The following is a 15,585-nucleotide window of genomic DNA, read 5'->3' as shown; positions in this document are numbered from 1 at the left end:
ACTACATAGTTGATAAACTATAGGTCTTTTTTGTTGTGTTAAATTAAATATTAGCAAACAAAAACCCCTAAGGATTAACCTAGGGGTTATTGATTATTAATCGTTTGTTTAAGCACCTTGTTTAAAGATTGCAGTTTTAGCAAATTCTTTAAATTCAGAGTTATCTTGTTTACTTAATCAGTTTAAGTTTTGACGGTAAGATTTCTTTTGGTATGGGTATTTTTCTTGATCAGAACCATCAATTAAGTTGTGAGCTGGACCAGCTTGTAAACTAATTAATGTTCTAGATGGTCCTGTTTGTTGATTCTTATTATCATTATGTGCTTGAACTAAGAAAGTGAATCCACCACGTTTGCTGATGTCTTTATCACCAACTTTGCTGTCCGTTACAGAATAAATACCAATTGGTAAACCATATTCATTAACTACTAATGAACCAGAAGCACCAAAGTAAATACTACTAAAATCTACAAATCCATTAAAACCAAAACCAGTTGATTCTCTTTGATCATCTAATATTTTAGAAACTCCTAACCCTCTACCAAAACTATTTCCGTTGAAAGCATCTTCAGGAATAGATGATCCTTCGGGGTAGTTTCTTCAAAGCATTTGACTTGAACCAATTTTTGGGAATCCAGCTATATAAGCTCTTTCAATATTTAGTGATGTATTATTATCTATATTGTATTTTGCTTTATCTAATTGTTGATCAAGTGGTCTATCCTTATTAATTCACATTGATGGATAATCAAGACTTAAATATGGAGTAGTGCTTTGATCATGGTTTGGATGTTTCTTTTCTGAGAATTTCTTGATGTCATCATCAATTGATTTCATTGCAGCATCAATATGATCTAACAATAATTTATATTTAGGATCAGAGCCAGCTTTTTCCTTTAGTTTTTTATAATTTACTTTGATACCAAAAACTGCAAAATCCTTAGCACTATATTTTCTATCTTCTTCATTATCTGCAGCATTGTAAAGTTCTTTATTACGCTGTTCATCAAAGATATTTAAAGCAACAAACACAGTTCTAGGATTTGAGAATATTACTTCTTCACCTTCTTTTAAGAACTCAATATCGTTAAAAACTCTCTCAGAACTGAATCGCTCATGATTTTTTGCATTTACAAAATATTGTAATTTATTTTCAGGTCCATAACTTTGACCAGATGGGATAGCATTTAGCTTAGCTTCTTTTTTAGGAACAGCTAATACAAAGCTATCAACTTTAGCATCTTTTCGTTCTTCTTTTGTGAAGTATTCTGGGAATTGAGATTTATATGCAGTGTCCATAGCATTAAATGCACGATTATAAACATGGGCATTAGTAGCAATGTAAAGCATCACTTCATCAGAAGTTTTTTCACCTTTTTTCCAAGCATAGTCTAATAATCAGCCAGTACCTGTTGGTTCAAAAGGTACAACAGAATCATTAATTTGTCCATTACTTTCCTTAGCATAATCAACACTATTAAATCCAATAGCAAAAGAACGATTTTTAATTTTCTCATATGCTTGCTCTGGTTTTATTTTTAAATCTGGAACAGATGCAGAAACGGGACGATATTTCTCTCTTTGTTCTTTTTCTTTTTGTATTCTTGCAATATGTTGTTGAAGTTGCTCAAGATTGTCGAGATTAGGTAGTGGACCAGATCCTGGGTTGAAATTATTTTGATTTGGATCAAAAGAACCCTTTGATGAGCCAGCATTGTTTGATCCATCACCTTTAGCTGGCGTTTTAACAACTAAAGTTTCATTTGTATTAGCAAAATATGAGTTAGATACAATAGGAGTGGTTTTTCTTAGATCTTCATAAACATTAACTGCAGAAATATAGTAGCTTTTGTTGTGTTCTAAACCACTAAAGACAACTATTGCTTCACCTTTTGAATTGCTTGGTGCTTTAGTTGATTTAATAGATGATCCGCTTGAGCTAGAACTATTTGGTTTTAATTCAACTTCAACAATTTTTCTTGCATATTGAGAACCAACATTTAATGTTAAGTTGTGTTTCTGATTACGGTAGTTTAAAGTGTTTGATTCTAAAGCAACAGTAAACTTAATACTATTTTTAGAACTGTTATTTCTTATTACACCGCTTCCAGAACCACTTTTAGAATCAGATTGCTTTTGGTTTGATTTTTGTTCAGGCTTTTGTTCTTCTGTACATGCTGCAGCAACTGCAATTATACTAGCTGCAGCCATTACAGTAATACCGCTTATTATTAACAGACGTTTCTTATTGATCATATTTGATGCTATCCCTTGTTTATGTCTTTAGATAAAATTAAATTATTATTGAAATCAATGACTGAGTTAGGATCATCATAATCAAATCTATATTCTGATGATTTTGTATTTCCTTGCTTATCATCATAGATGCCATAAATCTTTACAATAATGTGATCGTATACATTTTTATAATCATTTTCAAAATCAACACCTTTTATTTCTGCTTTATTATTTGTTACTAATAAATTTTCTTCTGAATCATATCTTGGCGTAGTATAGATTTTTCTTTCTTTTTCAAGACCTACAACAGAGAATTTTAAGTATTTATTATTTATAGGTTTATTATCTTTTGGTTTGAGTGTTAACTCTAACTTGTTGTTAGTGATATCAAAAATAATTTTAACAGGCGTCTTATTTTGTTCTGTATCTTGAATTTTATTTTTCTTATTTTGTTTTTTCGCTACAAGACTTTTGTTTTTATCAACTTTTCTGAAAACAACATCTGTTAGTTCTTTTGGTACTTTTTGATTTTGTTTTCTTGGATCACTGTTTTCTTCAAAACTATATATCTTCGCTGATACTAATTTATATTGAGCAAATTCAATTATAGGAACAAAACTAACTTCTATATTTTGTATATCTTCTATTTTTTGAAATCTAGACTCAATAGCTTCAGTTCCATTTGTTGGCATTAATACAATACTAATAAATTTATCTTTTAAATCTTGTGGGAAGTTTTGTTGACTTAATTTAAATGTTAATCTACCCTCATTAGAGCCGGGATTAAGTGAAATATTTTCAGATGTTTCTTTTAATTCTAATAATGGTTTTTTATCGTCAATTACTTCAGGCTCAGACATTGGATTACCATCTTGACCTTTACCATCTTGACCTTTACCATATTGGTTTTTACCTTCTTGATCAGGAGTAGATAGGGCAGGTTGTTGGGGTTTAGGTTTGTCTGCTTCCATTCCTTTAGGTTTTTCCATATTAGGATCTTGATTTTTACCATCTTTTTGTGGTTGTTCATCTTGCTTTTCTAATTCATCTTTTTTAGGAGCAGGTTCTTTTTGTTCTCCTACATTAGGATCATCACCAGGTGTATTTTCTTCAGGTGGTTGTGGTTGTGATGGTTGTTTTGGATCTGGTGTTGTATCAGAGTTGGCACCATTATTATCATTTTGATTTTGTTGGTTTTGTTTACCCTCTTCTTTTTTCTTAGATGAATCTAAATCATTCTTTTGAGAGCCAAGGTTGTCACCTTGTTTTAAACTATCAGTTTTATTTTCCTTATTAGTCTCAGGTGTTTTAGGTTGTTGATTTTTTTGATCTTTATCTGTTTTACTGTTACCGGTTTGATCTTTGTCTTTTTGATTATTAGTAGGATCACTTGGTTTTGTAACCTTGTCTACACTATCCTTTTTAGTGTCAGAAGGATTATTTTTAGGTTGACTAGACAAAGGGTTGGTTGGCTTTGGTTTTGAAGGTGTAGAAATTTTATTGTCTGATGGTTTAGATAATGAGTTTTGTGGATTGTTCTTTTTTGTTTCAGCTGGTTTTGATGGCTTAGTTGGATTACTATTTTTAGGAGTACAAGAAACAGCAACAGCTGCGATGCTTATTGCTGATAGGGTTACTAAACTAGTGAATAGTCATTTTTGTTTAGATTTATATTTCATAAACTTTTCTTGCTTTCTATTCTTCAAAATAATATTTATTACATTTTCTAATTAATATCTTTAGAAAGAATTAAATTATCATTGTAATCAATTAATGTATTAGGATCATTGTAATCAAATCTGTACTCTGTTGATTTATTCATATCAGTCTTATTGTCGTAAATACCAAAAATTTTTAAGACAACTTTTTCAAATTTATTCTTGTAATCTTGATCAATTAAAATGCCTGGTATTTTAGCCATACCATTATTAATTAATAAATCACCACTAGAATCAACACTTGGAGTTATATATTCTTTTGTTGTTTTATCAAGACCTGTAACAGCAAATTTTAAGTATTTACCATTAATAGGTTTGTTATCATCTTTTGATTTAACTTCTATTTCAAGTTCGTTGTTGTTTTGTTTTAGTTGAATTACAATAGGTTTTTTATCTTTTTCAGATTCAGGAATTTCTTTTTTACCTTGTTGTTTTTTTACAATAATAGATTTGTTTTTATCTTTATTGCTAAAAATAATATTTATGATTTCTTTTGGTTTTTGTTGTTCGTTTTTTTCTTCACTAAATATGAAAGCAGAATCTAGTTTATATTTCGCAGTTTCAACAACAGGATGGAAGTCAATTTGTAAATTGTTAGCATCTTGATCTAGTTTTATCGGCATAGACGTGGCATCGATATTTGTGCCATCTTTTTTTAATTTCACAATAATATATTTATTTTTTAACTCACCATTGAATTTTTGTTTATCGAGAATTAAAGATAGTCTAGCTCTATTTGAACCAGGATAAAGTTCAATTGTTGGTGATTCATCACTAAATTTTAATAATGGTTTTGTTTCATCAAGAACTTCTGGAGCTGGTTCTGGAGAAGTATTTTTATCATTCTCGCCTTGCTTATCTTTTTCTTTATCAGCAGGTGGGTTTTGTTGAGTTCCAGGAGTCTGATCATTCATTCTATCTGGTGAATCAGATTGTTCCTTTTGATTCTTAGTAGGATTTGTTGGATTATTTGGTGTATCTTTAGGTTGTTGAACAGGATTATTATTTAATGAATTAGAAGGTTGATCTTTGTTTTTATTATCTTTTGGTTTTGATGGTTTAGTTGGATTACTATTTTTAGGAGCACAAGAAACAGCAACAGCACTTATACTAGCTGCTGATAAAACTACTAAACTACTGATTAGTCATTTTTGTTTAGATTTATATTTCATAATATTCCAACCCCGTTTTCTTATTTATTTTCATTATTTTTATTAAGATTGATTTTTTTAGTAGTTGAATCTTTTTCAGAAGATAGATCGTTAGTAACAAACTTTCTATGTCTTTGTGTAGCATTAGTATGTGCTTGATTAGCAAATCAACCAACAACTACTCCAGCTCCACCAATACCAATAATGATTAATAATCATTTAATTATTTTTAACAATAATCTAATCATCTATTTTACCTTCTTTTTATTTGTTGTTCTTTTCCGTGTACTTTTTTGAAATACCATTTGTTTTGATTTAGTTAATGAAGTAATATCATCATAGTAAACTTTTTTTCTTGTTTGTTTTTTTCTAGATTTTTCTTTATCTAAAAGATCGGTTTTATCAACTTGTACTTCTTGAACTGTTACATTTTCAAGTCTAGCTTCATGCTTAACTAATTCTTCAATAATCTCTTTTTTAAGTTTGCTAGAAAACTCGTGCAATAATCGTTCATTTTCACTTTGTAAAGCTTGAAGTCGATTATTTTCCATTGATCTTGTTTTTTCTGAAATCAATGAAACAATTCCAGAAGCTAATAATGAAGTAATAAACCCAAAGAAAGCAACTCCACCTAAACCTAAGATCGCTCCAAATACCCGACCAGCTTTAGAAACCGGAGTAATATCTCCATAAGCAATGGTTGTAATTGTCCCAACTGCAAACCACATTGCACTTCCAAAATCTTTAAACTTTCTCTCATCACTATCTATAGGAATATTAAAGTCATTGTAATAATCTTGTTCTACCCGATAAACAATAAAACTTAAAAAGAATGTTGTCAGAATTAATAAGATAAATGAAGATAATAAAACGTTTCAACGTCTTCTTATAATTTCTAAAAAAAAGTTAACTTGTCCGCTTGCAATTGTAAACTTAATAACCTTATGGTGTAATCCTAAAATCCGAGCCAAGATAACAGATGGAAACACATCCATTGCCGCTTTATCAAATACAATATTATTAAAATATTTAATCTTCTCTTCTAAACTTGTTACTTGTTCAATAGCATGTAAATTATGACTAATCACAACATTATAAATTGTCACAGCAATAATAAATGAAGTTAAGTCTAATAAATTAACAAATCGAAAAGGCATTAATGAAAACGCTTTTAATCTTGTTAGTGTATTATATGTGTAATCAGCATACATTCAACGCATTAAAAAGTCTAATAAGAAGACAAAGTTTAATGCATAAAAAACATTAAAATAAGTTTTTATAAAATAGATAGTATGATCAAACTGTTCTTGCGAAAAATGCTTGGTTACACTATATTCTTGTAATTGAAAGTGATTATAAATAAATATAGCACTAGCTGCTGCACTTGCAAAAAACAAAATAAATTGATATATAAAACCAACCACAGTTTCAGGTACTAAGATTTTTTGATAAGCCTTCATTGAAGTTCATTCAAAAAAGAAATACCTAAACCTGTTAAAGTAGATCATCTTATTATTGCGGATAAATTCCTGTCGTTGGGACTTGGTCATATTATTTCCTTTTTAGAGATTAATAATTTAATTAATAAAACTAAAACAACAACTAGTTATTAACTAATTGTTTCATTTACTAATTCATATTGATCATCAATTAAACGGTATAACATCTTAATACTATAAACATAAATCAACAGGTTCTTAACCCCTGATTTAGTAGCTTGTTCAAAGGTTTCATGTAACTCTTTAAAGTATTCAGTATTCTCATTCATTGTAAACACTTTTAAATAAGTGTCATCATCATGATCTGAACTAAAGCAAGCATCGTATCATAAGTCTTCGCTTAATGATGTTTCTTGTGGTGTATAACCTTTTTCTTTCATTTGTTTTGTAGCTATAGCAATTTGACTTCTTGGTGAATAATCAATATTCTTATTAGCACTTGATAATTCTGCAAAAATGTTTTTGTTATCAGTTTCTTCAAAATAATCTGGCAAGTTAAAAATAAATGCTTGTTGCCCAAAATTAATCACATTGTTGTTAAGAATCTGATCTAATTTTAAAGAAGTGTAAGTAACATTATTGCTTGTTTCTTCACTTGGTTTACCATAGTAAGAAATATCATTACTTAAAGCATCAAACCCGTTTTCATCTAAAGCTCTAAAAACAGCTAATACAAAGAAATCAACAAAGAACCGTTGATAACTTTCATCAATCTGGCTTGAAATCTTATAAGCGTGTCGTTTTACATCTAATAGTAAATTTAATAGCTCACTATTTGATTCACTATATTCTAAGAAACGATATAAAGCATTTACAAATAAAGGATATTTTTGTAATAGTTTCTTAGTATTTAAACTTGAGATCATAGAGATTTGATAGAAGATGAAATTCATCAATCTACGACCTGATGTTTTATTTTTATATCTATTGATCCGTGCTACCATGATTTTATCTTCACTAAACACGTTTCTAAAGATCTTTCTTTCATCTAAGTATTTATACTCACTAGCATTAAAAACAACAGTGTTATTAAAATGATTTAAAGTTTTAAAATACTTAAGAATTGAAACATAATTATCCCCATTAACATTAATGGTGTCATAAAAGAATGTATAATGGTTCGATATTACTAATTTTGAACGCTCGATAAACTTGGTATAAAATGTAATCTTGTTTTTAATATTGAATTTCGAATCTAAAATAAAATATTTATCAAAAATCTTTAATAAGGTATTGTTCATGTTTTTGACAATATAGTCTTTATGGTTGTTTTTGATGTTATTAAATAAAGTTACAAATGTAGCAATGATAATAATAAATACTAAACTAAAACAAGAACCAACTAAGGCATGGAAACCACCATTTCCTCATAGTTCAACAATTTCTTTTGTTCTTAAGAAAGCAATTGATAATAATGGAACAGCTAAAGTTGCACCTAATGTACTTAAGGTTGTTAAGATTGGTAATAAGAAAATTCCAGAACGAGAAGTTACTACTTTACCACTTCTTGCTGTATCTAATTCCTCAAGCTTATTAATAATTTTGCTAATTCGACGCTTTTTCCATCAATTTAAAATTGTTGAATTAGTTGGCAAATTCTTAAAATTTTCCATCGTTGCATTAGATAGTAAAAAGTTCCGAATATCATCAATACATTGCTCTACAGTAGCATTTGAAACCGATGATCATTCTGGAATTTGAACATCCATTAGATTGATTAAATTATTCATTAGCTTATAGGCTTCGTTCTCTTCTACACCATGTAAAGCAACAACCTTTTTGTTTTTAGAAACTAATGTTTTGGTTAATTTCTCAATCTCTAAATCAAATAAATTAGTACTTAGCACAACTATTTGTCCTTAGGTCTTATTCCTTATTAATATATTATTAAATTATAAACTTATTTAATATTTTTGCTTGCTAAAAATAAAAATTATGTTTTGTCTAACTTATACATCTTTTAGTGCATAATATTCTTATTTAAGTTAAAATAAATCTTAAGCTTACTAATAAAGGAAACAAAAAATGAAAAAAGCAATCAAGCAAAAATTAATGAACCTAGTTAGTATAAACCCTAGGGATCCTGTTATTTTAGCCAAGCTAAATGTTGGAAAAACAATCGACTTATTTAAATACATTAAAAAGGAAGATTTAATTAGTTTCATTAATGGTGAAATTAGTTGTATCGAACTTGATGCTGGAAAAAGTCTTACTTTATTTGAACAAAATTTAAAAGATGCAACTAATGTTAATGAATTCATTGAGATTACTCAATCATACAACATCAACTTACCAGATCTCCGTATCAACCAACTAAATAAAGATTTTACTAACAACAAGAAAAAAGTGATTAACTATGCAATTGAACAATTATTAGTTTTTCGTAAAAAGTTCTTATCAATTAATCGAACAGCTAAAAATTATTTCGAAGATACAACTGTTTGACCCCTTTATTTAGCTTTCAACTTCTTAAAGGGTAAAATGTTACCAAACGATGCAATTAAATCACCATTAACACTTTATAAAGTTGAAATTAAAGAAGATTGTGGAAAAATCTTAATTGCTAAAAAAGATGATAAACCAGTAGTTAATGAAAAAATCCAATTCTTTTTAAAACGTAACTATAGAGATAACAATATTGAAACAACAGAAATCCTTAAAACTCATAAATTAGAAGATGTTATTAAAAACATTGAAACCTATGTTGGGTATTCAATCTCTATTCCTGAAAATGAATTAGTTCCTTTTGTGAATGAAAATGAAGAAGATATTTTAGATAAATACACATCATTCTCAATCGATCCTTCTTGTTTATTAGGTATTTTTGAACCAGATGGGGGAGCACTTAAAGAAGACTTAAACAAAATTATTGAAAGTGATGTTGATCCTTTTGAAAGTGATCTTAAATCAGTTAATAAACCTGTTGAGTTTTATGAAGATAAAGTTATTAAAGAACAAGTTGTTGTTGAAATTGGTCGTCCTTTAAACATTTATCAAAAATATGCAGTTGCTAGTTCTCTTTCACAAAACACATTAATTTATGGACCTCCTGGAACTGGTAAATCAGAAGTTATTTCTAATATCATTTTTAATGTTTTACTTAAAGGTAAAAGCTCATTATTAGTTTCTGAAAAAAGAGCAGCTTTAGATGTCTTAACTGAAAGAATTGGTTCACTATCTCAATTCGCACTTTATTTATATGATTTGACAAATAAAGATACATTTTTTGAAAAAATCTCAAATTTAAACGATTTATTAGGAACTCAATGATATCGTGAACAATCAAAAGGTTCAGCTAAAGCTAAAGAAATTGAACCAATTAAATTCACACCAGAAGAATCAATGTTCTTTAAGAACTATGAAGATTTAAATAGTGAATTATTAGCTATTGTTAAAAAGCACTGACGAATCGAAGACTACAAAGATGGTGTTTATGAAATCGATTATGCTGATTATGTAGCTCTTAAAAACACACTAGGTCAAGATATTTTAGATAAGTGATTAGAACCAAAGAAATTTGGTGAAGATAATGAAAAAGAAGATACCTTATTTAATAAAGTATCTGAGATCTTTAATAAATACACAATGTTAAAAATTGAAGATCTATTCAAAGCTTATTTTGAATTTAGTTCATTCATTAAAAAATATAAGATTTTAGATTCTATTCCTGTTGAACAAGTTAACAAACACTTAGAAGGAATAATGAATAAAATCAAAAACAATGAAGAATTAGTAACTAAGTTCTTAATGCACCAAAAAAAGATCACTCAAGATGTACAAAACTACTTTAACTTTGAAATTGAACACAACTTACAAAACAACAGTCTATTAGCTAATAAAACTGTTCGTGATAAACGTTTAACCATTGAAAAAATTGGTGACTTCTTAAAGTTCCGTCGTGAAGTTATTGAAAAAGATTATTCACTTCAATCAAAAACACCTGAAGAGTTAAATGAAATTGTTGATGTTTGTGAATCATTCTTTACAAAACACAAACGATTATTAGGTTCTAAAGATAATTGATATGAATTCTTACTTAAAAACAAAGATAAAATGAATTCATTCTTATCAATTTACAATGGTGCAAGTTCAGATAATGATAAGCAAATTATTTTTGCTGAATTCATTACTAATAACACAATTATTACAAGTTCAGATCCAAGTGATGAATCAACACTTAGCTTAAAAGAAATTAGAGCTAAGAATAAAGATGCTGAAGAATTAATAGTGTTATTCACTGAGTTTATGAATAACTTACAATATCTATCAAGACCTAAGATGGATCAAATTGCTAACTATCGAGACTTCTTTAGTCAAGATACAGAATTCTTATCTAAACTATATGCTTTAGCTGAAGTTTATACTCCAGTGATGCAAGATATCATTCGTGAATGATCATGAATCTCACTTCCTTATGTTAAAAAGCTTTATTTAGAACCAATTGTTTTATTTGATATTGATAAAGTAGCACCAATTATGAAAAGTGTTGAAACAATCATCACTCATGAACAATTTAAACAACTTAAAGCTGTTATTTTATGAGATAGTATTGTTAAAGCAATTCCCCTTTTCTCTGAAACTAAAGGCCGATTATTACAAGATATTATTTCTCAACTAAGAAAAGAATCAAGAAGATCAGCTAAGATTGTTGAAGAAATTGTCTTTAAGAAATATGTTAATAACTTACGTAACTTCTTAATTAAACTTCCACAACCTGAAAAAGAAGAAGTAACAAATGCACTAAGAATTGCTTCAAGCCGAACTTGACCTTCAATTAGTATTTATGTTGAAAAATACTACAATGCTCTTAAGAAACTGTTCCCAATCTGAGTAGCACGTCCAGATAATGTTGCTGCACTAATCCCACTTAATGAAAACGAATTCGAGTACGGTATTTTTGATGAAGCTTCACAGATGACAATTGAACGTTCTTATCCAGTTGTTTATCGATCAAAAATCAAGGTTGTATCAGGAGATGATAAACAACTTAAACCAACATCATTCTTTATTAGTAAACTAAGCGATGTTGATTATGAACTTGATGACTTTGATAAAGTTGATTCATTACTAGAAAGAGCTAAAACTTCTTGATGAAATGAATACCATCTTAAAAACCACTATCGATCAGATACTAAAGAATTGATTGAATTCTCAAACAAATACATTTATAACAATAACCTTGAAGTAGCAACAAAAGCTGGTTCTTTTGAAAAAGGAATTGAAGTTATTAATGTTAATGGTATCTGAGATAAAGGAAATCCAATTGAAGCAGAACAAACTGTAGCTACTTTAATTGATAACTGAAAGAAATATAAACGAATTCTAATTGTTACCTTTAATGCAATTCAAGCATATATGGTTGAAAACTTAATTCTTGAGCGTATGCACTCATTTGAAGATGGCTTATGTGAAAAAATTGAAAACAACGAAATCATGATCTCAAATCTTGAAAATGTCCAAGGTAATGAAGGTGATTTAGTAATCTTATCAATTGCATATGGACCTAACCCAGAAGGGTATGTTCGAAACAACTTTGGACCATTAAATGCTAAAGGTGGTTCTAACCGTCTTAATGTAGCTATTACAAGAGCTCGTAAGAAAATGATTGTGATCAAATCACTTTATGGACACCAAATCCAAGTAAGTAATCATAACAACCACAATGCTATGACTTTCAAAAAATTTGTTGAATACATCGATAAAGTAGATACACAAAAAAGTATTAGTGAAAATCTAGAACATTTAGATGAACAACAAACACTTGAGTTCGAAAACGATTTAATTAAAGAAATTTATTCAGAACTAACTAAAAAACTTTCTAATAAGTTCCGAGTTTTCCCTAACTGAAACATCGGAACTAAGAAAATCGATTTAGTAATCGTTAAAAAAGATACTAAAGAGGTTGTTAAAACAATATTAGTTGAACCATGAAAAGAAAATCGAAGTATTCAAATTATGTTTGAAGACATCGATCGTCAATACTTCTTAGAAGATCGTGGTTATTCAACATATCGGATCAAAGAATATGAATGATACATCGATAAACATAAAATAGTTTCTCGAATCAATGATTCATTATCAAGCAATAACAACAATAAGATTGATTATGTCGTTTGAGAAAAGAATAATATCAACAACTAAAAAATAACAAAAAACAGTTCGCTTAAAATTCATTTTTTAGTTGAACTGTTTTTAGTATGTCTTTTCTTGGTTTTATAAGTTAAGTAATATAATATTTTTAAATTGATTATATTTAATAATCTTTAAGATGTTGTATGCATCCCTTAATAATAGATGTAATACAATATTACAAGGAGTTGGTAATAATGGTTAAAAGATTTGCCTATAGTGCTAAAGAAAAACAAATTATACATGACCATATTAGTAAAGAATATGGTCCAGCAACAAAAATTATCTATTTATCAGAAAACCAAAGAGAAGTACCAATTGAATATGATTTATTAGTAATCTATAAAAAAGATATGGTTATCTTAATGACTTTTGGACTTGGCTCATTTGTATCTCATAACCATGATGAACATACAAATGAAAGAACAGAAATCTTTATGGAATTACAAGCTGATTGAGATTGTAATGACCCAAAACAAATTTGACCAATTCACTTTATTATTAGTATTGCTAAATACTCATACTACAACCATTTAACCCTAAAATGACAACAAATTTTTGTTAATAATGACTACTTTAATGAATCTAACAAAATTGCTGGTGTTTTAGATTTATCTTGATATGACAACAACTCTTTAGCATGTAATGTTGATAATGAATTTAGCGTTAGTTTCTATCAAATCATGATTATCACAGACACTGAATTATTATTTAGCCACAAAAATGGAGTCCACAAACTAATGGACTATTTTGATGATGGTAAAACTAGAATTGTAAATTTAGACCGTAAATCTTTAATTTAATAAAAAGGAGGCGTATGCTTAAAAAAGTAACTATACAAACTAATGATGCTAACCAACGGTTAGATCGTTTTTTATGTAAATATTTTCAAAATCTCAATAAAGCAAGCATTTATAAATTAATCAGAACCAAAGACATTAAGGTTAATAATAAAAGAACTGAACACAACTACATTCTTAAAGTTAATGATGTGGTAAGTGTTTATACTCATGATAAATTCTTAGAAAAGAAAATCGATTTAAACTTTGCTAAAGCAAAGGATGAATTAAATATCATCTATGAAGATGATCATATTTTAGTTGTCCATAAACCAATTGGTTTAGTGGTCCATGATGATGACAAACATCAATTTGATACTTTACAGAATCGGATCAAAAAGTATTTAGCTAAAAAAGATGTTTATAAACCATTTAATGAAACTGCTTTTGTTCCTAGTTTGTGCCATCGTTTAGATCTAAACACTGAAGGATTAATAGTAGCTGCTAAAAGTGCAGTAGCTTTAAAAGTAATTATGGAAATGTTTAAAAACAATGATGTATTACGATTCTATCAATGTTTAGTATATAAACCATTACCTAAACAAACTGATACACTTTATCATTATATGCACAAAGATCTTAATACTAATATGATGATTGTAAGTGATCTTAAAACCAACTTAAACAAAACAGCTATTACTAAATATAAATACTTAAATCAATTTTCTAAATATTATCGTTATGAAATAGAACTATTAACTGGAAGAACCCACCAAATTAGAGCTGTTCTAAACTATATGAAATCACCTGTTGTTGGTGAACAACGATATATTACTAAAGATATAGATAAAGATGAAAGATTCACTGAACAATGTCTTGTTTCATATAAGATTAAATTTACTAATTTAGCTAAATATAAAACGGATGAGTTAATGTATCTAAACAACAAAGAATTTGTCTTAGAAGATATTTGATTCTTAAAGAAAAACTAACTTGTCAAATATATAATAACTTGTTATAATTTAAAATGTCAGTGCAACATAAAGTGGCGAAACTTGTCAGGGTAGAGATACAGCAGCAATAGCAGAATCTTTATGTGTGCACTGGCATTTTTTTATTTTTCCTTCTCTCTTTTATTTAAATATTAAATAATATATCTTTAAATTATCTAAATTTAATGTACAATATTTAATTGGATTGGGGATAATATTTGTGTGGCTCCTATTCGTCATTCAACTAATATAGCATTATATAAAATGTAGTCCAATTTACAACAATTCTAAAAATAAGTAATAAATTAAATCAGTACAAGATTTAGTTTTATGTTATTCATAGTTGGTGTTCCTTTCAAGTATATAAATAGTAAAAATTGTAGTGGTCAATATTTTACTAATCTTTCTGTGTTTTAATTACGATTAACCCTAATTTAGTATTTTCTCCTATAGATAAAAACACATAAAAAATCCTATAACCAACAATAATAAACCGTTATTTTTCAATAATTTCTATTCACATTCTCAATCACATTTGTTGTATAAATCAACCTCCATCTTAACTTCTTTAATTGTTTTAAAAATGTTCCTTTCTAAAACAAACAAGAACTATTTCTGTATGGATGTTTTATTCATAGCATCTCATACAATATAATCGCTAATTTCATATCAACACAAATGACCTAATCCAAAAAACAACCCTTCTGAAAACCCAGGGTTGTTTTTCTTTTGTACTTAAAAATAGAGCAAGAATATATCTGCTCTATTTTTGATAAATTAATTAGATCTTAAATCATTATTAGTTAATGATCTTATATTTGTTCTGTTTTAGAAAATCAATGATTTTAGAATTTGTTTTCTTATCTACTTTAAAAGCAAGTTTTTTAGCATTAGCTTGAGTGAATGCATTTTTAGATATCTTCTCTAAAGAAGCTGGTAAGTGAACTAGTTCTAAATTAGTTAAGTTGTTAATAAAGTAATCTGGAATTGTTTTAATTCCTTCACTTAAAATGATTTCTTTGATATTGTTATTAAAAGCAAAATCATTAGCTTCTAGTTTAGTATTAAAATGAACAACT

At 28.1% G+C, this 15,585-nt stretch carries 10 protein-coding genes and 1 other RNA gene; 4 read left to right on the top strand and 7 right to left on the bottom strand.

Features of this window, described 5'->3' with window-relative positions; genetic code table 4:
- Window positions 1-108: 108 nt before the first annotated feature.
- Genes UDIV_RS03510 through UDIV_RS03485 form a run of 6 tightly spaced genes read right to left on the bottom strand, consistent with a single transcriptional unit; the run spans window position 109 to window position 8,453 of the window.
- Window positions 109-2,256 (bottom strand): MIP family Ig-specific serine endopeptidase, encoded by a 2,148-nt coding sequence (locus tag UDIV_RS03510; protein WP_081847836.1) that lies wholly within the window; start codon window positions 2,254-2,256, stop codon window positions 109-111.
- 8 nt (window positions 2,257-2,264) lie between these two features.
- Complete coding sequence (locus UDIV_RS03505; protein ID WP_038103371.1) at window positions 2,265-3,917, bottom strand: Vmc-like lipoprotein signal peptide domain-containing protein; 1,653 nt, start codon at window positions 3,915-3,917, stop codon at window positions 2,265-2,267.
- A gap of 47 nt (window positions 3,918-3,964) precedes the next feature.
- On the bottom strand, window positions 3,965-5,128 hold the full coding sequence (locus tag UDIV_RS03500; protein ID WP_038103369.1) for a Vmc-like lipoprotein signal peptide domain-containing protein: 1,164 nt from the start codon (window positions 5,126-5,128) through the stop codon (window positions 3,965-3,967).
- Between the two features lie 20 nt (window positions 5,129-5,148).
- Complete coding sequence (locus UDIV_RS03495) at window positions 5,149-5,355, bottom strand: hypothetical protein (RefSeq protein WP_038103367.1); 207 nt, start codon at window positions 5,353-5,355, stop codon at window positions 5,149-5,151.
- Complete coding sequence (locus tag UDIV_RS03490; protein ID WP_081847835.1) at window positions 5,356-6,657, bottom strand: potassium channel family protein; 1,302 nt, start codon at window positions 6,655-6,657, stop codon at window positions 5,356-5,358. It abuts the gene before it with no gap.
- 59 nt (window positions 6,658-6,716) lie between these two features.
- Window positions 6,717-8,453 carry a hypothetical protein gene (locus UDIV_RS03485; protein ID WP_038103365.1) on the bottom strand — a complete coding sequence of 579 codons (1,737 nt, stop codon included), beginning with the start codon at window positions 8,451-8,453 and terminating at the stop codon, window positions 6,717-6,719.
- 178 nt (window positions 8,454-8,631) lie between these two features.
- Here UDIV_RS03485 and UDIV_RS03480 point away from each other — a divergent pair, with 178 nt between their 5' ends.
- The 4 genes from UDIV_RS03480 (at window position 8,632) to ffs (ending at window position 14,632) form a co-directional block, all read left to right on the top strand.
- Window positions 8,632-12,747, top strand: a complete 4,116-nt coding sequence (locus UDIV_RS03480) for an AAA domain-containing protein (RefSeq protein WP_038103363.1) — start codon at window positions 8,632-8,634, stop codon at window positions 12,745-12,747.
- Between the two features lie 185 nt (window positions 12,748-12,932).
- Window positions 12,933-13,538 (top strand): suppressor of fused domain protein, encoded by a 606-nt coding sequence (locus UDIV_RS03475; RefSeq protein WP_038103362.1) that lies wholly within the window; start codon window positions 12,933-12,935, stop codon window positions 13,536-13,538.
- 14 nt (window positions 13,539-13,552) lie between these two features.
- Window positions 13,553-14,506 (top strand): RluA family pseudouridine synthase, encoded by a 954-nt coding sequence (locus tag UDIV_RS03470; RefSeq protein WP_038103360.1) that lies wholly within the window; start codon window positions 13,553-13,555, stop codon window positions 14,504-14,506.
- A gap of 30 nt (window positions 14,507-14,536) precedes the next feature.
- Window positions 14,537-14,632: signal recognition particle sRNA small type (gene ffs / locus UDIV_RS04345), an RNA gene on the top strand.
- A 673-nt stretch (window positions 14,633-15,305) separates the two neighbouring features.
- Here ffs and UDIV_RS03465 read toward each other — a convergent pair.
- Window positions 15,306-15,585: leucine-rich repeat protein (locus UDIV_RS03465; protein WP_038103359.1), on the bottom strand; the 280-nt coding region annotated here is incomplete at its 5' end.

It is taken from the genome of Ureaplasma diversum NCTC 246 (assembly GCF_000731915.1).
Lineage (GTDB): Bacteria > Bacillota_I > Bacilli_A > Mycoplasmatales > Mycoplasmoidaceae > Ureaplasma > Ureaplasma diversum.
This window is presented reverse-complemented; position numbering and strand designations above follow the sequence as displayed.